This window comes from Stenotrophomonas sp. HMSC10F07, from assembly GCF_001807895.1.
In the GTDB taxonomy this organism is placed as follows: domain Bacteria; phylum Pseudomonadota; class Gammaproteobacteria; order Xanthomonadales; family Xanthomonadaceae; genus Stenotrophomonas; species Stenotrophomonas sepilia.
Map to the genome: position 1 here is coordinate 27,054 of NZ_KV791360.1, position 22,742 is coordinate 49,795.

General features: G+C 65.1%; 34 protein-coding genes. 3 read left to right on the plus strand and 31 right to left on the minus strand.

Translation table 11 applies throughout. The features are described from left to right. Window positions 1-29: 29 nt before the first annotated feature. From HMPREF3114_RS06990 to HMPREF3114_RS20590, 6 genes are all read right to left on the minus strand, one after another. Complete coding sequence (locus HMPREF3114_RS06990; protein ID WP_070489423.1) at window positions 30-275, minus strand: hypothetical protein; 246 nt, start codon at window positions 273-275, stop codon at window positions 30-32. After that, the gene (locus HMPREF3114_RS06995) at window positions 275-583 is read right to left on the minus strand and encodes a hypothetical protein (RefSeq protein WP_070489425.1); all 309 of its coding nucleotides are present in this window, start codon (window positions 581-583) and stop codon (window positions 275-277) included. The genes HMPREF3114_RS06990 and HMPREF3114_RS06995 overlap by 1 nt, the downstream gene beginning before the upstream one ends. Continuing rightward, entirely contained in the window at window positions 583-1,149 is a 567-nt protein-coding gene (locus HMPREF3114_RS21420; protein WP_256337637.1) for a hypothetical protein, read from the minus strand. Before HMPREF3114_RS21420 ends, HMPREF3114_RS06995 begins: the two co-directional genes overlap by 1 nt. After that, window positions 1,146-1,349, minus strand: a complete 204-nt coding sequence (locus HMPREF3114_RS07005; RefSeq protein WP_256337639.1) for a hypothetical protein — start codon at window positions 1,347-1,349, stop codon at window positions 1,146-1,148. The genes HMPREF3114_RS21420 and HMPREF3114_RS07005 overlap by 4 nt, the downstream gene beginning before the upstream one ends. Window positions 1,350-1,420: 71 nt before the next feature. Further along, window positions 1,421-1,765 (minus strand): ogr/Delta-like zinc finger family protein, encoded by a 345-nt coding sequence (locus tag HMPREF3114_RS07010; RefSeq protein ID WP_070489431.1) that lies wholly within the window; start codon window positions 1,763-1,765, stop codon window positions 1,421-1,423. Further along, window positions 1,762-2,088 (minus strand): helix-turn-helix domain-containing protein, encoded by a 327-nt coding sequence (locus HMPREF3114_RS20590; RefSeq protein ID WP_083297581.1) that lies wholly within the window; start codon window positions 2,086-2,088, stop codon window positions 1,762-1,764. The genes HMPREF3114_RS07010 and HMPREF3114_RS20590 overlap by 4 nt, the downstream gene beginning before the upstream one ends. A gap of 71 nt (window positions 2,089-2,159) precedes the next feature. Here HMPREF3114_RS20590 and HMPREF3114_RS07015 point away from each other — a divergent pair, with 71 nt between their 5' ends. Beyond that, window positions 2,160-2,591, plus strand: coding sequence for a helix-turn-helix domain-containing protein (locus HMPREF3114_RS07015; protein WP_070489433.1), 432 nt, complete (start codon window positions 2,160-2,162; stop codon window positions 2,589-2,591). 271 nt (window positions 2,592-2,862) lie between these two features. Further along, the gene (locus tag HMPREF3114_RS07020; protein ID WP_070489435.1) at window positions 2,863-4,254 is read left to right on the plus strand and encodes a PIN-like domain-containing protein; all 1,392 of its coding nucleotides are present in this window, start codon (window positions 2,863-2,865) and stop codon (window positions 4,252-4,254) included. Here HMPREF3114_RS07020 and HMPREF3114_RS07025 read toward each other — a convergent pair. The 25 genes from HMPREF3114_RS07025 to HMPREF3114_RS07140 form a co-directional block, all read right to left on the minus strand. After that, a complete protein-coding gene (locus tag HMPREF3114_RS07025) occupies window positions 4,214-5,218 on the minus strand; it encodes a phage late control D family protein (RefSeq protein WP_070489437.1) in 1,005 nt (334 codons plus the stop codon). The genes HMPREF3114_RS07020 and HMPREF3114_RS07025 overlap by 41 nt on opposite strands. Next, window positions 5,215-5,616: a phage tail protein gene (locus tag HMPREF3114_RS07030; RefSeq protein WP_070489439.1), complete on the minus strand. Its 402-nt coding sequence runs from the start codon at window positions 5,614-5,616 to the stop codon at window positions 5,215-5,217. The genes HMPREF3114_RS07025 and HMPREF3114_RS07030 overlap by 4 nt, the downstream gene beginning before the upstream one ends. A gap of 11 nt (window positions 5,617-5,627) precedes the next feature. Beyond that, window positions 5,628-8,492, minus strand: coding sequence for a phage tail tape measure protein (locus tag HMPREF3114_RS07035; RefSeq protein WP_070489441.1), 2,865 nt, complete (start codon window positions 8,490-8,492; stop codon window positions 5,628-5,630). Window positions 8,493-8,514: 22 nt separating this feature from the next. Further along, window positions 8,515-8,652, minus strand: coding sequence for a hypothetical protein (locus HMPREF3114_RS21185; RefSeq protein WP_176746371.1), 138 nt, complete (start codon window positions 8,650-8,652; stop codon window positions 8,515-8,517). A gap of 12 nt (window positions 8,653-8,664) precedes the next feature. Next, on the minus strand, window positions 8,665-8,781 hold the full coding sequence (locus HMPREF3114_RS07040) for a GpE family phage tail protein (RefSeq protein WP_014648142.1): 117 nt from the start codon (window positions 8,779-8,781) through the stop codon (window positions 8,665-8,667). Between the two features lie 8 nt (window positions 8,782-8,789). Continuing rightward, complete coding sequence (locus tag HMPREF3114_RS07045) at window positions 8,790-9,119, minus strand: phage tail assembly protein (protein ID WP_083297583.1); 330 nt, start codon at window positions 9,117-9,119, stop codon at window positions 8,790-8,792. A 58-nt stretch (window positions 9,120-9,177) separates the two neighbouring features. Further along, window positions 9,178-9,687 (minus strand): phage major tail tube protein, encoded by a 510-nt coding sequence (locus tag HMPREF3114_RS07050; RefSeq protein ID WP_070489443.1) that lies wholly within the window; start codon window positions 9,685-9,687, stop codon window positions 9,178-9,180. Window positions 9,688-9,707: 20 nt separating this feature from the next. After that, the gene (locus tag HMPREF3114_RS07055) at window positions 9,708-10,877 is read right to left on the minus strand and encodes a phage tail sheath protein (RefSeq protein WP_070489445.1); all 1,170 of its coding nucleotides are present in this window, start codon (window positions 10,875-10,877) and stop codon (window positions 9,708-9,710) included. Between the two features lie 15 nt (window positions 10,878-10,892). Continuing rightward, on the minus strand, window positions 10,893-11,243 hold the full coding sequence (locus HMPREF3114_RS07060; RefSeq protein ID WP_070489447.1) for a GPW/gp25 family protein: 351 nt from the start codon (window positions 11,241-11,243) through the stop codon (window positions 10,893-10,895). Further along, window positions 11,240-11,788: a phage baseplate assembly protein V gene (locus tag HMPREF3114_RS07065; protein ID WP_070489448.1), complete on the minus strand. Its 549-nt coding sequence runs from the start codon at window positions 11,786-11,788 to the stop codon at window positions 11,240-11,242. The genes HMPREF3114_RS07060 and HMPREF3114_RS07065 overlap by 4 nt, the downstream gene beginning before the upstream one ends. 85 nt (window positions 11,789-11,873) lie before the next feature. Next, complete coding sequence (locus tag HMPREF3114_RS07070; protein WP_070489450.1) at window positions 11,874-12,482, minus strand: hypothetical protein; 609 nt, start codon at window positions 12,480-12,482, stop codon at window positions 11,874-11,876. Window positions 12,483-12,490: 8 nt separating this feature from the next. Continuing rightward, window positions 12,491-13,969 (minus strand): phage tail protein, encoded by a 1,479-nt coding sequence (locus HMPREF3114_RS07075; protein WP_070489452.1) that lies wholly within the window; start codon window positions 13,967-13,969, stop codon window positions 12,491-12,493. Window positions 13,970-13,973: 4 nt separating this feature from the next. Beyond that, complete coding sequence (locus HMPREF3114_RS07080) at window positions 13,974-14,516, minus strand: phage tail protein I (RefSeq protein WP_070489454.1); 543 nt, start codon at window positions 14,514-14,516, stop codon at window positions 13,974-13,976. Next, a complete protein-coding gene (locus HMPREF3114_RS07085; RefSeq protein WP_070489456.1) occupies window positions 14,509-15,399 on the minus strand; it encodes a baseplate assembly protein in 891 nt (296 codons plus the stop codon). The genes HMPREF3114_RS07080 and HMPREF3114_RS07085 overlap by 8 nt, the downstream gene beginning before the upstream one ends. An 86-nt stretch (window positions 15,400-15,485) precedes the next feature. Beyond that, on the minus strand, window positions 15,486-15,947 hold the full coding sequence (locus HMPREF3114_RS07090; RefSeq protein ID WP_070489457.1) for a phage virion morphogenesis protein: 462 nt from the start codon (window positions 15,945-15,947) through the stop codon (window positions 15,486-15,488). Beyond that, on the minus strand, window positions 15,944-16,429 hold the full coding sequence (locus tag HMPREF3114_RS07095; protein WP_070489459.1) for a phage tail protein: 486 nt from the start codon (window positions 16,427-16,429) through the stop codon (window positions 15,944-15,946). Before HMPREF3114_RS07095 ends, HMPREF3114_RS07090 begins: the two co-directional genes overlap by 4 nt. Beyond that, window positions 16,426-16,950: a hypothetical protein gene (locus tag HMPREF3114_RS07100; protein ID WP_070489461.1), complete on the minus strand. Its 525-nt coding sequence runs from the start codon at window positions 16,948-16,950 to the stop codon at window positions 16,426-16,428. Before HMPREF3114_RS07100 ends, HMPREF3114_RS07095 begins: the two co-directional genes overlap by 4 nt. Further along, the gene (locus HMPREF3114_RS07105; protein WP_070489463.1) at window positions 16,950-17,585 is read right to left on the minus strand and encodes a glycoside hydrolase family 19 protein; all 636 of its coding nucleotides are present in this window, start codon (window positions 17,583-17,585) and stop codon (window positions 16,950-16,952) included. Before HMPREF3114_RS07105 ends, HMPREF3114_RS07100 begins: the two co-directional genes overlap by 1 nt. Before the next feature lies 1 nt (window position 17,586). After that, window positions 17,587-17,862 (minus strand): phage holin family protein, encoded by a 276-nt coding sequence (locus HMPREF3114_RS07110; RefSeq protein WP_070489465.1) that lies wholly within the window; start codon window positions 17,860-17,862, stop codon window positions 17,587-17,589. Further along, on the minus strand, window positions 17,855-18,208 hold the full coding sequence (locus HMPREF3114_RS07115) for a putative holin (protein ID WP_070489467.1): 354 nt from the start codon (window positions 18,206-18,208) through the stop codon (window positions 17,855-17,857). The genes HMPREF3114_RS07110 and HMPREF3114_RS07115 overlap by 8 nt, the downstream gene beginning before the upstream one ends. Window positions 18,209-18,210: 2 nt before the next feature. Next, entirely contained in the window at window positions 18,211-18,426 is a 216-nt protein-coding gene (locus HMPREF3114_RS07120) for a tail protein X (protein WP_070489469.1), read from the minus strand. Continuing rightward, the gene (locus HMPREF3114_RS07125; RefSeq protein WP_070489470.1) at window positions 18,426-18,893 is read right to left on the minus strand and encodes a head completion/stabilization protein; all 468 of its coding nucleotides are present in this window, start codon (window positions 18,891-18,893) and stop codon (window positions 18,426-18,428) included. The genes HMPREF3114_RS07120 and HMPREF3114_RS07125 overlap by 1 nt, the downstream gene beginning before the upstream one ends. A 104-nt stretch (window positions 18,894-18,997) precedes the next feature. After that, a complete protein-coding gene (gene gpM / locus HMPREF3114_RS07130) occupies window positions 18,998-19,705 on the minus strand; it encodes a phage terminase small subunit (RefSeq protein ID WP_070489472.1) in 708 nt (235 codons plus the stop codon). A 2-nt stretch (window positions 19,706-19,707) separates the two neighbouring features. Then, complete coding sequence (locus tag HMPREF3114_RS07135; RefSeq protein WP_070489474.1) at window positions 19,708-20,724, minus strand: phage major capsid protein, P2 family; 1,017 nt, start codon at window positions 20,722-20,724, stop codon at window positions 19,708-19,710. A gap of 33 nt (window positions 20,725-20,757) precedes the next feature. Beyond that, window positions 20,758-21,618, minus strand: coding sequence for a GPO family capsid scaffolding protein (locus tag HMPREF3114_RS07140; RefSeq protein ID WP_070489475.1), 861 nt, complete (start codon window positions 21,616-21,618; stop codon window positions 20,758-20,760). A gap of 154 nt (window positions 21,619-21,772) precedes the next feature. On the opposite strand from HMPREF3114_RS07140, the gene HMPREF3114_RS21425 reads away from it, so the two are divergent. Continuing rightward, on the plus strand, window positions 21,773-22,742 hold a 970-nt coding region (locus HMPREF3114_RS21425; protein ID WP_256337638.1), incomplete at its 3' end, for a terminase large subunit domain-containing protein.

A 22,742-nucleotide genomic window follows, 5' to 3' on the forward strand; every position in this document is an offset into this window, starting at 1 on the left:
TTGGCGCGCTGCCGGGGCGGGGTGGTGCATTACTCGTCTGCAGGGCGGGATCGGCTCAGGATCGCGGCCAGGTCTTCGGCCATGTACTGCGCTACGGCAGACGTGTGATCGGCTTTGATATCCAGCATCTTTGCCGCTTCGCTCGGCAGCTTGGCCAGCAGCTCGGCCGCAGCCGCGATGCGGCACAGTCGCAGGTAGTCGGCAAGGCTGATTACCTGGTCGCCGCGATCCATCGGGCCGGGCAGTACCGGTGTATGCCCGTTGCTGCTGGCCATCAGTTCACCCCGCCGGGGTAGGTCTCGCCCGTGCGCAGCCACTGGAAGAAGCGCTCGGCCTCGCCCTCGGCGAGCAAGTAGACGACGGTTCCAATCTGGATTCCCCCAGCGGCAGTCCGCAACAGATTGCGTGAGTGATGCGCGGTGAACGTCGCTGCTGTGTCCGACTCGATGTGTACCAGCGCGAGAAACAGGATCTTGTGCTGGTCGAACGAGGCGCGCAGGCCGAGGCCAGGGATCGGTGTTTCCAGCACGATGACAGGACGCAGGCACGGATCGGGGATGGTCACGTTGTTGGGCGGCGCCATCAGTGCGCCCCCTTACCATCGGCGCCACGGGCGTCCCTGCGGGCATCGCACTGTGCGGTGTAGGCCATCAGTACGTCGCCCAGAGTGATGGCGAGCGGGGACACGCCCACACCGACCAGCCGGGCAATGAACGCCTGGTAGTCTTCATTTGGCCATTCGAGGGTGTCGGCGATCAGGCCGAAGGCGAGCGAAATCTGACGCGCGGCAGCATTGCCGGGCGTGGAAGGGGCGCCGTAGGTCACGGTGACGTCTCCTGACTTGAGATTGAAATCTCGGCGAGACGTTCTTACGCGACGCACCGAGGGTGTCGGGAGGGTAAGAACCGGAGTCAGACCGGCGGGCAGTTTTCCCCTTGCGGGTGTTGTATGGCTGCCGCCCTCCCGACGCAGGAAAGCGTCGGCGCGCACGAATAGCAGGCGCAAAAAAACCGCGATGCTGACGGGCGCGGATACCGCTGACTTGGAGTTCTTACGCTCCTTGCGGCAGATCCTGCTCCCCGTCCGTGGGGAAGTCAAGTAAATCTGTGTAGAAGTGTGCAGATTGGTTGAAGCTGCGGACAGGCTCATGCGGACACCTGTGCAGCAGTCGTTGCAGGCAACACGACATACGCGCCACCGGCTGCGATGTGGGCCTCCACCAGGGCGCGAAGCTCGGCAGCGTCGCGCTGTTTCTGTGCGAAGGGCACATACTCGATTCCTGCCGGCGCGGTGACGAAATTCGGCTGCATCGCCGAGGACCATCCATCAAATTGTGTCTTGTGGCGCATCACGGGCGCAGCACTCCCTTGCTGGCACCGTACGGCGCCAGGTCAGTTGGTGGCGGAAGGGGAAAGGTGGATCAGGTGGCGGGTTGTTCGCCGCCGTCCTGTGGTGTGACGTGGGGGGTGTCGATCCAATCCAGCTGCATTTCGCCCCGGTCCTCTCTCCAGCGTTGCAGCAGCAGGGCGCGCTCGTAGCCGGGTGTCTGCGGTAGTTCGCAGGCCGGGGCGTTGGGCATGCCGCTGGGGCTGGAAATGCTGGTCAGTTCAGAGTGGCCGGTGTAGGTAGCGCCGCATACCGGGTTTTGACACACATAGGCGTCGGTGCGCAGATGGCGGTGCTGTAGGGCGCTGGTGCGCTTCGTCAACGGTGTGCCGCATGCGTCACAGGTGAAGATTGCGCGCTGGCCCATGACGGCGCTCATGCCCTACCCCGGCGCTTGGCTGTGGCGGCGACCGCCGTCGCCGAGGCCACACCCCGAGCGCGCTTGGTGGTGCGAATCCGGGCGGATTTGGGCGATTCTGTGTGAGAATCAGGGGCGGCTTTCATGCCGAGGGCTACAGCGGCTGCGTGTGTCTTGCCGATCCGGCACTTGCTGTCGATGCGCAAGGCGTTGTTCACGGCATGGCGGCTCAACCCGTTGGCTTCTGCGAAGGCAGCAACCGACATGCCGTTGTCGACAAGCCACTGGCGCGCCTGCTCAGCAGTGCGCAGCTTGGATGCGGTAGTCCGTCGTTTGGCGTTCATTCCGTTTCCCCTGTGTATTTCTGGGTGAAATGGTGGTGAAGTTAACTGCACCTGTCAAGGGGGGAATTTGCGTGTCTGTAGGTATTCGCCTGAAAGAAGAACGGAAGCGTCTGGGTCTGACCCAGGAGGCCATGGGATTGGCCTGCGGTGTTGCCAAGCGCACGCAGATCCTGTTCGAGCAAGATGCCCACCTGCCCGGTGGCGCGTACTTCGTTGCTGCCGATGAACTCGGCGTCGATGTGACCTATGTGCTGGTCGGCAGGCGTGAGCGCTTGGCTGAAGCTGATGCGGATCTGCTGGATGCGTGGCGCACTGCGTCGCCTTCGGCACGCGCTGCGGTGATGGCCGCGCTGCGCGGTGTCACGCTGACGGCGACAACAGCTGCGCCCCGGACGAGCTTCGAGAACGCCAGCATCGGCCAGCAGCTCAGCGGTGATGTGGATCTGCGCGGGCAAAAAGTCCTTGTCAAGGCACCAAAGGGATCAAAAAAGGCCGCTCGCTGAGTCTTATCCTGCTTCGCATTCAGGCCGCTAACTCGCGCGTAAGGGCGCCGGTAGGGCGCGGTTTCTGATGTGAGGGTGTATGTGCAGCGGTGATGTGAGGAATGGTCACGCAACATATGTTTGCGGTGGGACCACGGTCTTCGACGGTGCAGTGATCGGTCAGGTGTTCACGGGTAGCGTCAGCATTCATTGCAGTGATTCGCGGGACCACTCATCCGGACAATCTGCGGCGGTCGCCGCGCCGATGGATAGGAAAGAGACAGGGGGAAGCATGCGTCAACAATTCTCAGGCTACTTCGACCCGACGCCGGAGCAGCTCCAGGCGCTGTGGGAAGATCATGACAGCGTGATCGCGCTGGACACCAATGTTCTACTTGGTCTCTATCGCATGCCGGCTGAAACTCGTAAGGAGGTCACAGAACTCCTGATAAGACTGAAGGGAAGAATATGGGCTCCCTACCATGTTCTCTTGGAGTTCCATCGAAATCGCCTCGACGCGATGCGTGCTGAATTTGCGGCCTCAAAGCAGCTTGGTAAGGACGCCAAGATCGCATACGCCGCTTTCCGGGCTGCGATATCCAACGAACGGACACGGGAGAGGGCCTGTTGGACACAGGTCGCCGAGAAGCTGAGGGAAATGGATCAGAAGGCGGATGAGCTCTTTAGAGTCACCAAAACGGAAAGTGATCACTACGTCTCACCCAACGAAGTCGATCCGATCTTGTCCTTTGTTGAACACCTCTTGGATGGACGAACGGGCGCAAGGCCAGCTGATCAAGCGGCGGTTGACTCTGCCGAGCAGGCCGGCGCAGAGAGATACAAGGCAGGGGTGGGACCGGGATATCGTGATCAGGAGAAGGCCGGCGATTTCTACGTTTTCGATGGCCTCAGATACGATCCTCAATATGGCGACTACATGGTGTGGCGGGAGCTACTGCGGCATGGCGCCGAGAATAGTGTTAGGCGTCTGATGCTTGTAACGTCGGACGTGAAGCCAGATTGGTGGTTAGAGTCGAGATCGATCTCGGGAAAGCGACCGCAACCCGAGCTCGTGATGGAAATGGTTCGCGAGGCTCAGGTCGAGTTCTTTTGGATGTACACCCTATCCGACTTCATCAGGAATGCAGGGACGTTCCTGAGAGCAAGTGTCACTCAGAAGGCAATCGCCGACGCGAAGCAGGCCGAAGCGGCGCCAAGGACGTTGGCCAAAGAGGATCTTGTAGCTTTGGTTGAATCCAAGAAGATTCGACAGCTCGATGTGGAATTGATTGTCGAGCGACTATGTGGCCGGATCACTGGTACCTCGGCTGGAATTGCATACGGGTTCAAGCAATACCGAGATGGCGGATCTAGCGCTCTAATTGCAGTTCCAGGAATCATGGGTATCTTCAGCCCAAGAGTGCTGGAGGATCTATTGCGCAGCGCTTTCGGTGACATGGAGCGTCAGCGCGAATTTGACAGGTTCGAGATCATGTTGATGTTCCCTCCGAAGATTGCCGAGGTCACTATCGAAACGGCTATAGAGGCCGTGCAGCGTTCTTTAGGCAACCTGTCTGGCGAGTATCACCGGGGGGACGTTATGGTCGCTCATTTCGTCGACTCCGAGCGAAATGACTACGTCATTACACATTGGCGGAGCGTGTTTCCAGTTCGAGGCTCGTAGTGAACCCGCTGCTGCCGTCGATGGTGTGGCTTACTTTGGACACCAGCCAGTCGATGCCATCGATCTCCGGCTTGAATCCACTCACCGTGACGGTCTGCTCGGGGTAGATATCGGCCCGGCCCAGTGCGAGCGTGTAGCTCAGCTGGGCCGTGCCACGATCCAACCGCTTGAACTCTGCCTCGGCATGCTGCCGAGCTTCGGCTGCGGTGGCGTAGGTCGCCTGCAGCTTCTTCTCGTTCTCCGACGTACCCACCAGCACGCCGGTGCGTCGCGCGGCTTTGCGGTCGCCCCAGTAGGCGCGCACGCCGGTGTACTTCTCGCGGTCGGCGACGGTGTAGCGGTGCTGGTCGCCACTGGCGCGGGTGATCTGCACGCCGGGCAGTGGTTGACCGCTTGCCGTAGTGCCAGCACCGATGGGCGCGAAGATCAGCGTGCCGGCCTTGATCGTGGCCACCGCGTCGAAGCGTTTGCCCAACCGGGTGAGCAGGTTGATATCGCTCTCGTTGGCTTGGTCGAGGTGCCCGATGGCCTGGCGCGCCAGATCCGCGGCTATCGACGGCCGCAGGGAGTGCTCGCCGGCAATGGCGCCGACAATTGCGCCCAGCGTGGTGTCGTGCCAGCTGCGCTCACGTCGGCTGCGCACGGCGCCCGTAAGGTTCGCGGATCGCGCGCGGATTGTGAGAATGTCGGGTGAGCCGCTGTGCTCCACGTCATCGACCACAAAGGTGCCTTTGTCGAACAGGCCACTGCCCTCCCAGCCGATGGCCACCTGCAGTTCAACACCACGACGTGGCAACGCCAGACGGCCATCATGGTCGTGCAGGCGCAGGTCGATCTGGTCGGCCTCATCGCCACGGCTCTCCGACAGCGACAGGTCGAGCAGGCGCGGCGCCAGCCGGCTGGTCAGGTCCACGCCGTCCAGAACCACACGCCATGCGGGGATGGGGTAGGCGGTGGCCCTCATGCCCGCACCTCGGCAGCGGCGCCATCGTCGTCGCGTTCGAGCTGCAGCTGAAACTCGATCAGGCGCGGCGTGCCATCAGGAAACAGCTCCTTGCGGGTCTCGTTGAGGCTGACCAGCAGATAGGCCCCATACACGCGGCCAGTACCCTCGACCAATGCCAGCGGTTTGCCTTCGTCGGCCAGGGCGCGCAGTTCGTCCAGCACGTCCAGATTGGCCGCCAGCTCGCCGGCAATCACGCCCTGCAGGCTGATGGTGTCCTCGCCCAGGCCCACGTACTGCCGCGCCGGACGGGCGTGCAGGCGCTCACTGCTGGCGTGGCGCCAGCTCATTTGCCGCTGCAGCTGCTCGTAAGCAGCTGTCGGCAGAGAGAATACAAAGGTGCCGTAGCTCATCATCATGGCGGTGGATCTCAGTCGGTCAGGCGGGAGGCGCGGCGGCTGACCTTCTCGCGCTCGATCTTCTCGATCTCAGCGCGCACCTGGGCAGCAATGCCCTGGCCATCGGTGCCAGCGGGCACGGTGATCTGGATGGTGTAGCTGGCGCCGCCGGAGGCGCCCGCTGCGGCCGCCGCAGCGGCGGGGGAGACCACCGGGGAGGCCCCGGCCATCACCGGCATTGCGGCCGCTCCCAGTGCGATTCCGGCGCCTGCCTGTTTCATGCGGTCGCCCAGGCTCGCCACCTGCGAAAGCGGCTCGCCCTGGCTGCGGTCAAGGCCGCCGGCCAAGCCCTGCATGGTGAAGTCGCCGAACTGCGCGAAGACACGCGAGGGGCTATGGATGCCGAGCATGCCCTTGAACTTGCCCACGACGCCCGAGGCGATGCCGGCGACGGCATCCATGGCCGCGCTGCCCTTGGAGACGATGCCGTTGACCAGGCCCTGCACTATGTCGATGCCGGCCTGCATCATCTGCGCCGGCCAGCCGAGCAGGATCTGATTGACACCCGCCCACATCGCGCTCAGGCCCGAGCGGATCTTCTCGCCGTTGCCGGTGAACAGGCCCACGATCAGATTCCACGCGCCCTGCAGGTAGGTCCATGCGCCGCCGACGGCGTTCTGGATCACCGGCAGGATCGTGGTGAACGCGCTGACCAGCCAGCCGATGGCCTTCACCGCCATGCGCAGGTTCACGGTCAGCACCGTGCCCAGGATCTGGCCGAACCCGCGCCCGGCATCCGTGGCGCCCTGCAGCTGCTCGCTGGTGGCCTCGAACGGCGCAAACAGCTTCATCACCCAGCCCCACGTCTGGCTCATCCCCGAGGACACCATGTCCCACACCGGGCCGAGTGGTTCCAGCGCGGTGGCCAGCTCGGCCATGATCGGATTGACCACGTCGAGGATGCCTTGCCACGTGCCGACCATGAATGCCTTGATCGGCCCCCAGTATTTCCACACCAGCGCCGCCACCACCGCGACAGCGGCGCCGATGGCCAGCACGGGGAGGCTGATGCCCCCGAGCAGCGGCAGCAGCATGCGGCCAACGTTGAGCAGCATGGGAAAGGCGCGGCCGCCCAGGGACAGCACCTGGCCCACCAGCTTGCCCAGGCCGCCGCCGCCGCTGAGCAGCATCACGGCCCTGTGGATCTGCGTCAGCGCCATCGCACCGACCCCGCCTGCGACAACCAGGCCGCCGAGAGCAGCAGCCAGCGCGGTGCCGCCCATGACCAGCTTGGCGATGGTGGCGACCAACTGCGGATTGTTCTTGACCCACTCGGCCATGCGGTCGGCGACCTTGGCCACGCGCGCAGCCAGCTCCTTCACCGTGGGCAGCAAGGTCTTGCCGATGCGCTGGGACAGCACGATGGCGCTGTTCTTGAGCAGGATCAGGCCGTTCTCGGCGGTGCCGACGCGGGCTGCATACTCGGCGTTCATCGAGCCGCCGTACTTCTGCTCATCGGCGACCTTGCCAAAGTTCTCCTTCAGCAGGTCGAGATTGGTCAGCAGCGGCGCGATGGCGCCGATGGATTCGCGGCCGAACAACTGCGCCATGGTCGCGGCTTGCTCAGCCTTGGGCAGCTGCTTGAGCCGCTCCAGCACATCCAGAATGGCGCCGCCGGCGTCCTTCTGCATGGCCTGGGCCAGGTCGCTGGTGCTGAGGCCCAACTTCTTGAACGACTCCACTTGCCGCTTCGTTGCTGCGTCGCCCGAGGACAGGGTGAGCAGCATGTTCTTGATGCCGGTGGCAGACACCTCCGATTCGATGCCCATACCGGCGACCGTCGCGCCCAGCGCGGCCAAGGGGCCGCTACCGAGGCCGGCAACCTCGCCAAGCGCACCGATGCGGTTGACCACCTCGCTGATCTTCTGGACGCTGGCCGGGCCGGTGTTGCCCAGGTAGTTGATCTTGTCGGCCAGCACGACAACGTCATCCTGGCCCATGCGGAACGCGGTGCGCCAAGTGGCCATCGTCTGGCCGGCGTCTTCGGCGGTGGTGTCGAAGGCGACGCCCATCTTCGCCGCGTCCTCGGCGAAGCGTGTCAGCTCGTTGCTGGCGATGCCAGCTTGGCCAGCGGCAGCGACGATCTTGGCAATGTCGGTGGGCACCATTGGCAGGCGCCGGGACAGCTCCTGAATATCGTTGCCCATCTTCTCGAAGCCGTCCGGCGTGTCGAAGTCGACCACCTTCCTGACGTCGGCCATGGCGGACTCGAACTCCATGGCCTGAGCGATGGGCAGGCCCTGGGCGCGCAGCGCGCCGAAAGCGGCCAGGGCGACGCCGGCGCCGTGCGCGGCTGCGTTCATGCCGGCGCTGTGGATCTTCTGGATACGGGCCTTCGCTGCGTCCAGCGCAGCCAAGCGAGCGCGCTGCTGCTCCATCTGCTGCGAGGCGGCGGCGATATCCGTGCGCAGCTTGCGCTCATGGGCGCCGAGCTGGCGCGTGCTGATGCCGGCGCGATCCAAACCCGAACGCAGCCGCTGCAGCTCCACCTGCTGCTGCTTCTGTTGAGTACTCAGCTGCGCGGCGGCAGTCTTGGCTTGGCTGAACTCGCGGCTGAGCTTGCGGGTGGGCGTGCCGGCTTCCTTCATCTGCCGGGCCAGCGCTGCTACGCGGGCCTGCGCCTGCTGGTAGCTCTGCTCGGTACCGCGCAGCGCCTGCTGCTGCTGGCGGTAGGCGCTCACATCGCGCTGGGCGTTGTTCAGGCGCCGGAGGGTGGCCTGCTGCGCCTGCAGGGCCGAAGCCAGCCCTTTGCTGCCGGCCATGACTTTGCGGAAGGGAGCGGTGGCCTGGTCGAGAGCCTGCAGCACCACCTGCAGGCGAAGGTTGCCGCCGCTCATGCGACGGCAACCGATGCACCGGCTACGCCGAGGGCGTGTCGGTCGGTGAGGACACCAGCGCCGCCAGCAGGCGGCACAGCGCGCTCAATGCCCAGACCAGCAGCCCGCCGACCGAAGCCAGCAGGAGCAGCGCAACAGCGATGGCGATCAAGGTGGCCATGGGCGAAAGGTATCACGGCTCGGCTCCACTTCTTACACGGGCGCGCTCGCGCCATTCGATCAGTTCAAACAGCGAGAGGGCCGACAGCTCGGTGAGGGTGAATGGAAAGATCACCGCGATATCGGCCATGAAATCCTCTACGCGCTGAGGAATTCCCGCTGCGCCTTCGGCACAAAAAAACCAGCGGCGAGGGTGCCGATGGCGACCAGGTCGGCCGGGTCCAGCTTGTTCACGTCGGCAGTTGTCAGGGTCGGTTCGGTGATGCGCGGCAGCAGCGCGGCCATGGCGCTCACGTCGATCTGCAGCAGGTCGGCCAGCTTGATGCCGCGCAGTTCGCCTGCGTTTGGCTTGCGCAGCTTCACGGCGCTGATGACCTGCTCGCCGCGCTGGATCGGATAGTCCAGGGTGACGGTATTCGGATCGACGGTGTCGGTCGCGTCGGTGGAGGTCTTCATCTTGGCAGTCATGGTGCGTCTCTCTCAGGAAGGAGTGGCCGGGCCACAGGTGTGACCCGGCGCTATGGGGTCAGGCGCCGATGGCGCGGCGCTGTGCGGTGAGCAGGTCCACGCCGTTGACGATGAACACCATGCCGACCATGTCGATTTCGATCTCGGTGCGGCCGTTGATGCTCAGCTTGTAGTAGCTGGCGGTGGTCTTGGTGCTGAACTCGGTGTCGTCGCCCACCTTGCCGGTGCCGGCGTCGATCTCGCTGTGACGACCGCGCACGACGATCTCCACCGAATCAACGTCGGGGCTGTCCTCGCGCTGGTAGGCACCAGCGAAGCGCAGCTGTACGGCGTTGTGGCGCACAGCGCCGTACTGGCGCAGCACATCGCGCATCAGGCCACCGCACTTCCACTCCAGCTCGATCTTTTCCTGACCGAGATCGATATCGATGGGGCCGACCATGCCGCCGGCACGGAACTCTTCCATCTTGCGGGTGAGGGTAGGCAGCTTCACCTCGACGACCTGGCCGAGGTAGCTGGCGCCATCGTTGAACAGGTTGAGATTCTTCAGTTTGCTGGGGAGGGACATGAGATAGGTTCCTCAGTGCATCAGGCGCTGATGCGCGTGGCGAAGTCGGAGAGGTAGCGGTCAGTGATGCGCTGGCGCAGGGTCAGGTTCTCCAGCGGCGGCACGGGCGTATAGTCGTAGTCGATGGCCAGCTGGCCATCTGCCAGCTGCGTGGGCAGGTTCGCCGCTTCGTCGTACCAGGCGTTGGCGTCGATCACATAGCCGCCGTTCTTCAGTTCGCGGAACTTGGCATTGATCTCTTCCAACATGTCCTTCACCAGCGTGGGGTGCATCGGCTTGTCGATATAGATCATCTGCGCCTCGGCAATCGTGTCGGCCAGGATCTGCGCGGTGCGCGTGGCCGACTCGAAGGCAAACAGCGGATCGTCGCTGCAGGTGCGCGAGCCCCAGAACCGGTAGCCCTGGCTGTTGATGAGGGTGGTGATCGCAGCGGCGTTGAGCAGGCCCGCGTCGGTCTGGGGGTCCTGAAGGTCCCAGGTCACGTCTGCGCTGATGCCGGTCACGCCCTGTACCTTCACGTTGGACAGGGTCTTGTGCCAGCCCATCTGCTGGTCGATCAGGGCGCGCAGGCCGATAGCACGGGCGGTGGCGAAGCTGGTGGCTTCCTTCTTCGCGGCGGTGTCCCAAGAGAGGAAGTCCGGCCAGATCATCATCAGCTCGCGGTCGCCGAACTTCTTGCGATACACCAGGATCTCCGCGACGGTCTTGGCCTCGCCTACGCCGACATAGGCGATGGCGCGCAGCTTCTTACAGATCGAGGCGAGGGTGGTGGTCACCGGCTCCGTGTCCAGGCCGGGGGCACCGATAATGCGGGGCTTCACGCCCAGCTTGCTTTCAGCCACCAGCAGCGCCTGCAGGCCGGTGTAGCGACCGCCGTCGACCGTGCCGATTACATTGCTGGTAGTTGCATCTGCGTCCTCGCCTTCGGCCACGCGCACCACCACGGTGACCGGATTGGACTGGTCGGCGATGGCACCCAGCACACCGGCCAGCGTGCCGCTGGTGCCCGCCTTGGCGATGGCGCCGCGAACGTCGGTCAGCAACACCGGGGTGTCGAGGGGGAAGGTGGCGTCGTCTGCGTCAGGGGCCGTGCAGACGATGCCGGCGATGGCAGTGGCGACGGTGCGGATGTAGCGGGCGCCGCCGTCAAGCTCGATGACGCGTACGCCGTGGTGATAGTCCTGGGCCATGGGTGACTCCTGCGGTTATGGGGTTGGAAAGCGGAGCGGGACGGTGACGGTCTGCTGTTGCCGGGTTCCGGCCTGCTGGTAGTCCAGGTCGAGCAGGAACGCTCCGGGGGTATCGCTGGGGGTGAGCGATACGCGGGTGAGCCGTATCCGTGGCTCCCAACGCATCAGCGCGGTGGCGGTGGCGCCGAACAGCTGCAGGCGCGTGTGGTCGTTGAACGGTTGGTCGATCAGCTCTGGCAGCAGCGAGCCGTAATCCCGGCGCTGCACGCGCGAGCCGAGCGGGGTGGTCAGCACATCGCGGATCGACTGCACCAGATGCGCCGTGCCCTCGGCGGTGCCGCCGTTGATGGCGTCCATACCGATCACTGCGGTGGTCCCGAGGTGCCGCTGCCAGGCTGCACGGCGCTGTGCATGTGCTGCTTGAGGCTGATGCCACCACCGATTACGTCTTCGCTGACCTCGGCCTTGCCGGTGACGGTCACGTCGCCCTGGATGGTGACCGGGCCGGTGATGCTCACGCCGCCATCCGCCACGATGCTTACGGTTCCGCCGGCTGGCAGGTTGGCGGCCAGCGCGTGCGCGTCGCTGTCGTAGCCAACCGTGGCGCTGTCGGCGAACTGGATCAGCACCAGGCCGGGATTGCTGGACGGTGCCGGGAAGGCATCGCTGAACATGCCGGGTACGGCGACCGCATTGGCCAGGTCGCCGTCTACGCACAGCAGCTGCACCTGCTCGCCGACGCTCGGCGGACACCACACGCGCACGTTGCCAGCGGCGGGCGTCAGCCACGGAATGAAGTCGGTCTGCATCTCGCCGCTGCGCACGCGGCAACGCGCAGCGGCGTGATCGACTTCCGTCACCACTCCGTCGCGCATCAGATTGCTTACTTTTTGGGGCAGGCCGCTATCCATAGGGCCATGCTCGCCGTGGCAGCTCGCGCGCGCACGTAGTGCCGCGTGTAGGACCGGGCACTACACGCGGCGTGCTGCGGTTGGCTCAACCAGCGGCACCGCTGTCGACCTCAACAGTCTCATCGTCAAACGGCAGCGTGTCTGTGGCCTCGCGGGTCACCCATGCACCCTGCGCATCGTCGAAGCGCACCTGTGCGCCCCCAGTGGGGGGAGCGATATCAATGGCCGTTTCCGGCAATGCCAGGCCAGCTGCCAGCAACGGCAGCACACTGCCGGTGGCCTTGTCCCAGATCGGCGTCTGGCTATAGTCGGGCACAAGCTCCCAGAGGCTGCGGTCAGGGTTCCAGCGATTGGACACCGGCTGGCCTGGCGCGACACTCAGCGGTGCCAGCGTGGTGATGCCGATGGGGGGGCGCTCGGCCAATGCCAGTTGGTTCTGGACCGGGTAGCCGGTGGCGGTGTCCCACAGCATCACGCTCCGGAAATCATCGACCACATCCCAACCGCTGCGCGCGGCGTTGATGCGCCAGGTCTGGTGCGATCCGACAGGTTCGGTGGGCGGGAAATCAACGGTGTCCTGCGGCAGCGGGCAGGTGCCATCAGCTTCCGGGTACACGCGCACCGGCAGCAGATACTGGCCAGAGGTAGCGTCAAAGCTGTGAGCGTAGATTTCATGGGGCGTCTGTAGCTGCATGGGAATCCTCAGTAGGTGATGCAATAGAGCATGCGCACGCCGGCAGGCAGATTGCGGGTGCCGCCGGTGGAGGCCACGTCGATCGCATGGCTGTGGTCAGCCACGCCACTGGCTGAGGCGCTGTGCGTGTGATCCCCGACCGCTGCAACGCTGATCGTGTGGCCGTGGCCGCCGGCGCCGTTCATACCGATGTTGTGGGCGTGATGACCACCTTCTCCGATCCAGATGCCGGTACCGTTGTGGCTGGTCCCGACGGGGCTGGGGCTGGAGATCCCGGATGCAGACCAACCGCCGCCACCGCCGCCGGAGTTTGGACCGGTCCAGGTGTGTGAATGACCCGGATCGCCCACGCCGTGGGTGTGGCTTCCTTGGCCATCCGTCCACGCACCGTGGGCGTGGTCGCCTACCGCGCTGGCACTGGCACCGTGGGAGTGACCACCGCCACCTCCGATGGTGATGGTATGCCCGTGGGCGCCTGCGCCGGACGACTTCGCGCCGTGACCATGGGCGATGACCTCGCCTGCGCTGATCTGTCCCACCAGGGCGGGGTCAGCCGTGTGAACAATGCCAAGCCCCTCATCGATCTTCGGCAGGCGGAAGCTGTCATCGGCCACGTCGTTGCCATAGGTCAGGCCGATGGCTGCAAACAGGCGCGGGTAATCAGCGCGCAGGACGGTGCGTCCGTCGCACAGCAGCGTGCCCTGCGGAGCGGCCACACCGGCGAACGTGATGACCTGGCCAGGGATGTGGGTGCTGGCGGGTACCCCGGTCATGTTCGCCCAATCGAGGTAGAACTCCCCGTGCTGACCATCGAGTAGATCGGCATCCAGCCCGTTGCCGTGCCCGTCGTCCTTGAGCGCTGCGCCCTTCACCTCAAGCAGGACGCGCATTGCCGCAGCCGTTGCCGCAGCCAGCAGATCCTTGGAGAGATCGGTGGGTGCCGCGCCACCGAGGCGATCATCGAGCGTCGCGCGCAGCGTGGACGGCGTAACGGCACGGGCAGAATCCCGGCCAGTGATCGCTTCTTCATCGGTGGCCAGCTCGACCACGCCCTGTACTTCCACGGTTGCCGGCGGGTTGAGAAATTCCGTGCTGCCGAACTGGATCTGCGTAGCGTCGATATCGGCCAGTGCCATGTCTGCCGACAGCAGCATCAGCGCCTGGGGTGATTTTTCCAGAAGCGTCTTCATCTGGCCGTACACGCATAGTAACGTGCCATCGTCCAGGTACAGGCCAATACCGTGCAGGCTGTAAGCGTCGTCGGTCTCGTCGCGCACGGTGACGTGGATGACATCCGGCGCCACGCACATACCGCCGAAGGTATCGAGGCGCTTGCGCTCACCGGGCAGCACGGTGTCACCACCCTCCGGGTCAGGAATGAACGGCTGCTCGGTGATACCGATCTGGGTCACGGTGACGGTGCGGGTGCCGGTGTGCTGTGCATTGACCAGGGCAGCGCGGCCGGCGGTGGTGAACTGCAAAAGCATTGGGTTACTCCTGTGCCAGCTGCAGGCGGCGGTAGATGGCGGGGCGCAGCGAGCCGACCAGGCCGAGCCGCTGGGAGAACTCGGCGCCTTGGGTGAACGTGAAGTGGGCGCGCACCGGCTTGGTCCGGTTGACCTCGGCGATAACGTCCTCGACGTACTTAGCCGATGGGTCAACGCCGGGGCGCCCGGAAAGCGTCAGGGTCAGATCGAAGGTGTGCGGCTGGCCGGGTGGCTGCTGTTCCCACCACTCGCGGATCTGCACGCTGCCACCGAATGACTCGATTACGTCGCGAACGCTGCCGGCGGTGCCCTTGTGGCGCTGGATGGTGATGGCACTGGCAATGCGCTGGCGCTTGATGTGCTCGGGCCACTCGCTGTCCCAGGTATCCAGCGACAGTTCCCAAGCCAGCCATGGCAACAGATCGACAGGGCAACGCTGCGGATCTTTGATCCACCTGTGCCCCATCGGCATGCCCAACACGTGGGCATCGCTCGCCTCGACAGCACGTTCCAGTCGTGTCGCGTTGGGCGGCAGCAGGCTACTCATTGCTGCCCCGGTGCTTCAGTGTCAGCGCGGTGCAGTACGCGGCTTGGTGACGCTCCACGGCCAGGTCAGCGACCGGAGCGTGGAGCACTACCCGTTGCACCCCTTCTGCGTGCAGCTGCGCGTAGATGGCCGACACCGCCACATCGCGCCCCAGCCGGTGCGAGTCAGCCATGAAAGCCTCCAAGCGGCGCCGAGCTTCTGCAATGACCACGGCCGCATCCGGGCCGTCGAAGGTGTACAGATCCGCCTCCACGACGTAGGGCAGGATCTGGGCGCCGACCACGCGCACGAAGTCGGTCAGCGGGCGTACCTGACCGTCCTGCAGTACGGCATTGACGGTGGCCAGCAGTGAATCGGACGGCGTACCGTCTCCATCGCGCGCCAGCACGGTGACCACGACCTCACCGGGGGCGGGGCTGGTTGCGCTCGCATCGAGCACGGCATTGTCGGCCGAGAGAGTGTGGAAGATGTACGCGCCCTCCGGCCCGGCCACAGACAGCCCCTCCGGCGCCAGCTGGATACGGCGACGGAACTCCGTATCGGTTTCAAACTCCGCCGGCGTCCCCGCTTCCGGATCGGCTGGGGCGAGCTGCTTGCGGGTCACACCGAAGGGCGCCGCCAGGTTGTCCAGATCCCCGCGCTGGGCATACGCCAGAAACAGACCCTTGGCGCGCTGGTTGAACTGCTCGCGCAGGATCAGCTCGTTGTAGGCACTGACCTGCAGCACCTTGTACACCGGATCGGACTCGACCAGGGCGTCGTACTCAGGCATGAACGTGCGGAACTGATCCACGCGACGAGCGAGCAGCTGTTCAAAATCCAGCTGCTCGAACACATCCGGCAGCGGCAGGCGGGAGAGGTCAACGGCGGTGAAGGTGGACACGGCGGCATCGGCTGGGAGCGTGGTGGCAGCTTCCCATCGCGCGCGCGCGTGGTCATGGCGCAGGCTGTGTAGATCCAGCTATTACGCTATAGCTCGCGCAGATGATCGAGGATCAGATCGCGCACCAGCTGTTCGTCGGCGGGCGAGAAGCCCAGCAGACGGCGGCGCGCATAGGTGACGCGGGGACCGCCCTTGCTGACCGCATCGCTTCGGCCCTCCTGATGGATCAGTGCAATGCGGGAAACGCGGCCGGTGAAGCCGACGGCGACTTCATTGGGTGTCACGCGTACGCGGAGGTGCCGCGCCTGCCGGATCTTGGCGAACATTGCCCCGCGTTTGATGCGACCGGCCTTAGCGCGACGCAGGGGCACCGCACGACGCGCCGCGTAGGGCGTGCCATCGGGGTTCTTCTGCGTTGCGATGCGCTGCTGCTGTGCTCGGCGCAGCGCGGTACCGACCTTGCGTGCAAGCCTGCCGCGTTCGGCCGGCTGCAGACGCCGCAGCAGGGGCGCGGCCCAGGCTTCCAGTCGCTGCAGATCCTCGCTCATTCGGTGATCGCTGGCAGGGTGGCGATCTGGATGCCATCGGCGATAAGGACACCGCCGGCCAGCGTGTCGGCGTGGGCATCCTCTGCCGGTGGCTCGGGCAGGTGCTGCAGCTGCACGCTGCCATCGGCGGTGCGGCTGACCAACACCCGTTCGGTGAGCGGCATCTTGATGGCCAGATCCACCAGGTTGTCGCCGAGCACGTCCACCTCGAAGGTGAGCTTCTCGCGGTTGGCAGGGTTGGCCAGCAGTTCGGGCTGGTGGCGGGTCAGCCACTGCAGCAGCGGCACCATGACCGCCTCCGGCGCGCCGCCGAAGTCGGTCAGCACCAGGTCGAGCGTGTAGCGGTACTCAAACGCCAGGCCCGGTCGGTAGGTGCCGGCCAGGCCACCACTATCGACGAAGATCAGCAGCTTGTCCGGGTCGTTGACCAGCGCGGGGACGGCGGCGACCAGGTGGTCCCGCAGCAGCTGCGGCTTCTTCACTGTGTACCTGCCTGCCGCGCAAGCTCGGCGTGCAGATTGCGTACCAGCTCCTGCAGGGCCACTACCTGCGCGGCGGTGGCGTGGCAGATGGCGTAGTTGCCGGTGACGGTTTCGGCGACGGCAGAGAGCGGAGTGCCGGAGGCGGGCGCATCAGGATCTCCGGCAGGGCCGGCGGTGGCGCTGCCGTTCGCGGCGGTGTCGTGGAGCTGCACGAAGCCAGCAGAAACAGTACAGGCAGCATCAGCGTTCGCGGTGACATAGATGGGGACCTCTTTGACGATGGTGTCACCGCGCTCATGCACCAGCTGTACGCGGTCCACGTACTCGGTCACGACGCGGGTGGTGCCTTCGGCCAGCTTGAGGCTGCTGGCCAAGGCGGCGCTTTCGGCCCTGGCCTTGGCCAAATCGAGGCTGGCCTTGTCCAGCGCGGTGGTGGCGCGACTGACGCGCCCCTGTTGGCAGCTAAAGAGGCCGGCGGTGGCCAGCACCAGGGCGGCCAATGCGAGGGCGCGGTAGAGCATCAGCGCGCTCCCAGCGCGGCCAGGGCGCGCGTGGTGCGGGCAGTGCGGTCTGCCATGCCATTGGGCGTGGCGCGGCTGCGGGCATTGCCAAGGTTGATGACGCGGCTGACGGCCAACACATCGCGCTGATCGGCGTAGGTGTTGAGGCCGTTGTCTTTCCAAAACGCAGCCGCCGCCATGGCGCCGATCTCCGGCTCGATCAGCAGGCCGGGCTGCTCTTCCAGTGGCTGGCCGATCAGCTGGCCCATGCGGCGGTAGTTGCCACGGCCGGTGTGCTGCAGCGGGCCACGGCCGCGGAACAGGTAGCCGTCGCCGCTGGCCTCGTTGCCGTTGCCATTTCGGCCGGCATACACCCTGTTGCCCAGCTTGGCCGGCTGATGGACGAACCCGGCGGCATCGGCCGGCGTGATGTAACGGCCGAACACTTCCAGCAGGCGTTCGCGGCTATAGCTGAGCGATTCTTCGACGCGCGACAGGCTGAGGCTCTCGTGGCCAAGCTGTGCCAGGAAGTAGGCAGCGCGCACCGGCGTGTTGATGCCGAAGCGCTTCATGGCCGCGTTCAGTGGCTCGGCCCAGCGCTGTGCGCGCTGCAGCGGGCACAGCATGATCTGTGCTAGCAGGGTGGGGGTCAGCATGTCAGTTGCTCCCGAACAGGTGGGCCACGTTTCCGCGTGCCCGGTAGACGGCCACCAGCAGTACCACCAGCAGTGTCAGCTGCCATGCGGTGACGCGGGTACCGGCGCCCTGCAGGATGATCTGCAGGGCTTGCCCGCCGGTGCTGGCAATCAGCAGCCAGGCGCACCAGGCGATGCCGTGGCGATGGTTCGCGTTGGGCGCCGGCCGGTAGGTCAGCAGGCGCACGCAGATGGCCACGCAGCACAGCAGCGTGGCGGTGGTCAGCAGCTCAGCCATCGGAGCCTCCGCGCGGCAGACGGCTCGGGTCGGCGCTGCGGCTGCGCTCGATCAGGGCCAGGGTGAGAGTGATGATGGTGGCCGCACACAGGAAGGCGGCCAGGCCGCTGGAGGCCACATCGAAGCGGCGCATGACTTCTGTGCCGCCCATGTAGCCGGCCACGACGCTGATGGCCAGATAGATCAGCCGCTTGAACAGCGACAGATCCTTGGCCGACACCACGAACAATGTGGCCCCAGCAAAGGCGCCGATGAAGGCGTCGGTTTCAATGCCCGGCAGCAGCGAAGCAAGGCCGACGCCGGTGGCCAATGCGGCCATGCTGCCGGTGGAAGTGGGTTCGGTCATCTTCAATCCCATAGCTGAACAAGGGGACGCGTTGCCGCGCCGGTGGGTGATGCGGGAACGTCGGGCAGATCGACCTCGGTACCCATCGGCAGCACCGGCCCGAGCAGGCTGATGCCGTAGTTCAATGCGAGGGTCTTCTCGACCATGCCGGCGGTGGTGCCCAGGTGACGGAAGCACAGTGCGTCGAGGGTGTCCCCCTGCTGGGCGATGACGCGCATCAGATCAGCTCCACCGTGACGCGGCGCAGCCCCTGCAGGTCGCTGATAGCGTTGCGGTGATCGCGCCGCATCTCATCAATGGTCGGGGTCAGATCGTCGGCACGTTGGTTGCCCTGTGCGGTGGCGTCATAGGAGCGGTAGCGTTCATGCAGCTCAACGGCGGTGCAGCACTGCACCGCACGCCGATACCGCTGCAGCAGCACCGATTCACCATCGATCTGCTGCGCCGGAACGTCTCCCAGCGCCGCGTAGCCGTCCGCTTCCTTGCGCGCCTGCCACGTCGCCAGCTCCCGCGTGACCGAGGCCACGGCCACCACCACGGTGTTGCGCAGCCTTGCGGCCAGCACATCACCCGGAACCCGGATGGCCTCGCGCAGCGCGTCCACGTCGATCTCCGGCCAGAATGCGCCGGCGGTGACGGGGTCGAGCTTGGGTGCGGGTGATGCGTTGGCGGTGAAGGCGCTCATGGTGTGTCCGTAGGTCGCCGGTGGTCGGAGCGTCACACCAAGGGAGAGAGATCTTGGTGATCGGCCCCGAGCCGGCGGGGTCGCGGGGTACGCTCGGTGTGAGGTCAGTCGTTGGACTGGCTGGCCTCGAACTTCTTCTGCAGACGCTCGGCGCGCTTGAGGTCTTCCTTGCCGCCGCAGCTGTCATGCAGCTGGATCGCGGTGCGCAGGTCTTCGATGGCCTGAGCGACTGCATCGGCGTCCAGTGGCGCAGCCTCGGTATCGGTGGCCAGCAGGCTGCGTCCACGCGCCAGCAGCAGACGGGCGCGCACTTCGTCGGGCATGTCCTGGCCCTCGGTAAGCGTGGCGGCCCGGTCGATCACATCCAGGTCGAATGGGGCGCTGGTCTTGAGCGCGTTCATGGCGGCCTGGCCGACTTCCTCGGCCACCACACAGCCTGCGGTGCGCTTGTGGGTGTCGGGCATATCCAGCCCATGGGCCAGCACATACCGCGCAATGTCGAGGCCGGCATCGAACAGCCCAGCATCGAAGTGCCACAGCATCAGCGTGGAGACGATATCGTCCTTGCCGCCGGCGTCGGCCGAAAGCACACCCTCCAGATATGGGGCATAGGACGGCAGCAGCGCAACCTTGAGCTGGGCCTTGCCCTGGGTGGACTGAATCTGTTTCAGGCGGGCGCGGTCGGAAGCCAAGCGCACCTGCATCTGCTGGTAGATCGTGGTCCCTTCCATCAGGTTGCTGCCGGCGGTGCGCGCCGCCTCCTTCGAGGCGAGCGCACGCTTCACATGGCGGCTGGCGGGGGTGTCGGCCATGGTCAGATCCCGAACTCGATGTTCTCGGCCACCGCTCCCAGACCGTAGTCCTCCACCACGTAGTCATCATTGGACGACTCGAAGTTGGCGACGCGGTTCTTGTTCGGCTGCTCGATGATGTGACGGCGGCGCGAGGCAATCTGCCAGTACAGCGACAGGTTGCTCAGGCTGGTCACCATCAGCGACTTGGCCGGGAAGAACGGCACGATGACCGGCTGCAGGCCACCGATGCGCTTGGCGCCGAGGATCAGTTCGGCCGCGACCTTCTCGGTGGGGGCGTTGTCACGGTTGATGATCGGGAAATACTTGTCGTGCACCAACTGGCGGCCACAGATCACCACCAGGCTGGGATCCTCCTGATGCCACGGGTCGATCATGTTGGCCACCAGGTCCATCACCAGGGCATCGATGTTGCCGTAGTCAGCGCCGGCACCGCCCACCTTGATCTTGCCGCTGCCGTCGACGCCTTCGGTCATGACGCGCTCGGACGCATGCTCGCGGTACTTCTGCAGCCAGCCCTTGTTCACGTCCTGCAGCATCGGATTGGCGACGCGGTCGGTGTTGATGGCAATGCTGGTGCCGTGCCAACCGATCATGATCCGGTCCAGTGCCTGGCGCTGGATGATCGCGTCGCGGATCAGGGTCTGGAACTCGGGGCGATGTGCCCAGGCGTCCAGACGGGCATAGGGCAGGGCGGTGTCAAAGTCGGTCTTCTGGCACTCGTAGGTGTTGGACACCAGCGAGGTCGGATCGGACGGGTTGCGCTCGCCATCGCCGCTGGTGTCGGTGCGGCCGGCAATGGTGCCGGTGATGCCAACGCCAACCTTCTGGCCCTTCAGTTCGTTCACGCCGACCATGTTGATCGCCTGCAGGAAGGTGCTGCTTTCCTGCATGCGGGCTTCGAGGCTCTGCTGCACGGTCGGCTCGACAGAGAAGGTGTTGGCCACACCGCTGACGTTGTTCAGCGTGGCAACCTGCTGGGTGTAGCCCTCGAACAGGCGGCGGGTTTCGGTACGCATGGGGTAGCTCCGGAATGTTGAGAGAGGGTCCGATCAGCAATCGGTGATGTTGGCGGCGTCCACATCCTTGCCACCCGGAACAACCGGACGCTGGGTGAATGCCTGCGGGGTGTCGTCCAGCCTCTTGCGCAGGCCAGCGACCTGAGTGGACAGGGTCTGCACCTGCTCGCGCAGTGCGCGGTTGTCCTGGCTGAGCTTGGCCATGGCCGCATCCTGCTCACCCACCGCGCCCAGCAGCTGAGCGGCGAACTCGGCCACGTTGAACTCGGGATCTTCCTTGGCCGGTGCCGGCGCGGCCTTCTTGCCCAGGCCCAGGCTCGAAAGGAACGCAGCGACCGGGCCGGGTCGACCCTCTGGCTCATCCTCGGCGGTGAACTTGATGACCGTCTCGGTGGCCTCGGTGAACAGGTTCTCCGGGGCCTGCTTGCGGTCCTTCAGCGGGCTGCTCTCCGGGTGCTGGGCCGAGAACGCGAGCATGCTGGTGCCCAGGCTGGCGGGGGAGTCGGTCACGGCCAGGCCGAACAGGTACGCCTTGCCGCTGTCGGCGAACTCCGGGGAAATCTCGATGCTGGTAAAGACCTTCTGCTTGCGCACGTTGACCATGTCGACCAGGTCATCGGTCGGCTCGACCTGGGCGAAGAGGGCCAGCTTCTTCTTGCCGGCAATTTCCACTTCCTCGGCCTTCACCGCCAGCACGTCGCCGTAGGCGCGGAACGGGCTGTCCGGCAGCGTGCTGCGGAAATGTTCCAGCCAGATGCGTGCGCCGTACACCTCCGGGTCGTAGGTCTCGGCGATATCCGCGATCTGCTGGCGCTCGATCACTCGCCCATCGGTGGTGGCGCCTTCGACGGCGACACGGAAGAACTCGGAACGCTTCTTGGTTTTGCTGGCCATTTCGCCCTCTGCTGGTGTCGTTGCGCATCGGTTCTCGATGCGATGACCCATGGTCGAATGAGGGCGCTGTAGCGGCAACGCGGTCAGTTTGTAAGCCGCTGTTCTACGTGGGTTTTTCGTGTCGCGCGCGCGTGGCGGCGGGCAACCTGTTCACGTGACCAGCGTAGCCGAAAAACTCCACGTCGATCCACGACGCCAAGCCAAGTTTCTGTACTGGATGGGTTGGCGCGTGTGCGATATCGCCTCGCTGATCGGCGAAAAGGAAAAGACGGTCCACAGCTGGAAGGCGCGAGACGAATGGGACCGTGCAGACACCGTCGAGCGCATCGGCGGCGCATTGGAGGCGCGCCTGGCCATCCTGATCCACAAGGAAGGCAAGACCGGCGGTGACTTCAAGGAGATTGATCTGCTGCACCGCCAGCTGGAACGGCAGGCGCGCATTCAACGGTACCAGGGCGGTGGCAACGAGGCCGACCTCAATCCGGCAGTGGCCAACCGCAACGCAGCGCCCAAGAAGAAGGCGCGCAAGAACGAGTTCAGCGAGGAAGAGATCGAGCGCCTGCAGACGGCGTTCGTAGATGGCTGTTTCGACTACCAGCGCGATTGGTACCGGGCGGGCAACGAACGCACGCGCATCATCCTGAAGTCGCGTCAGATCGGTGCCACCTACTACTTCGCCCGCGAGGCGCTGATCGACGCGCTGACCACTGGCCGCAATCAGATTTTCCTGAGCGCATCCAAGAGCCAGGCGCACATCTTCCTCGGCTACATGCGCGGGTTCGTGCGTGAGGTGCTGGACCGTGACCTGACCGGCGACCCGATCACCCTGGCCAATGGCGCCGAGCTGTTCTTCCTGGGCACCAACGCCCGCACCGCACAGGGCTACCACGGCAATTTCTACTTTGACGAGTTCTTCTGGACCTACGGTTTCAACCAGCTGAACAAGGTCGCCAGCGGCATGGCGATGCACAAGAAGTGGCGCAAGACCTACTTCAGCACGCCGTCGACCATGGCGCATGAAGCCTTCGACTTCTGGACCGGCGAGCGCTTCAACAAGGGACGCTCGGTGTCCCAGCAGATCCAGCTGGATGTGAGCCACGCGCGCCTGATGGGTGGCCGGCGTT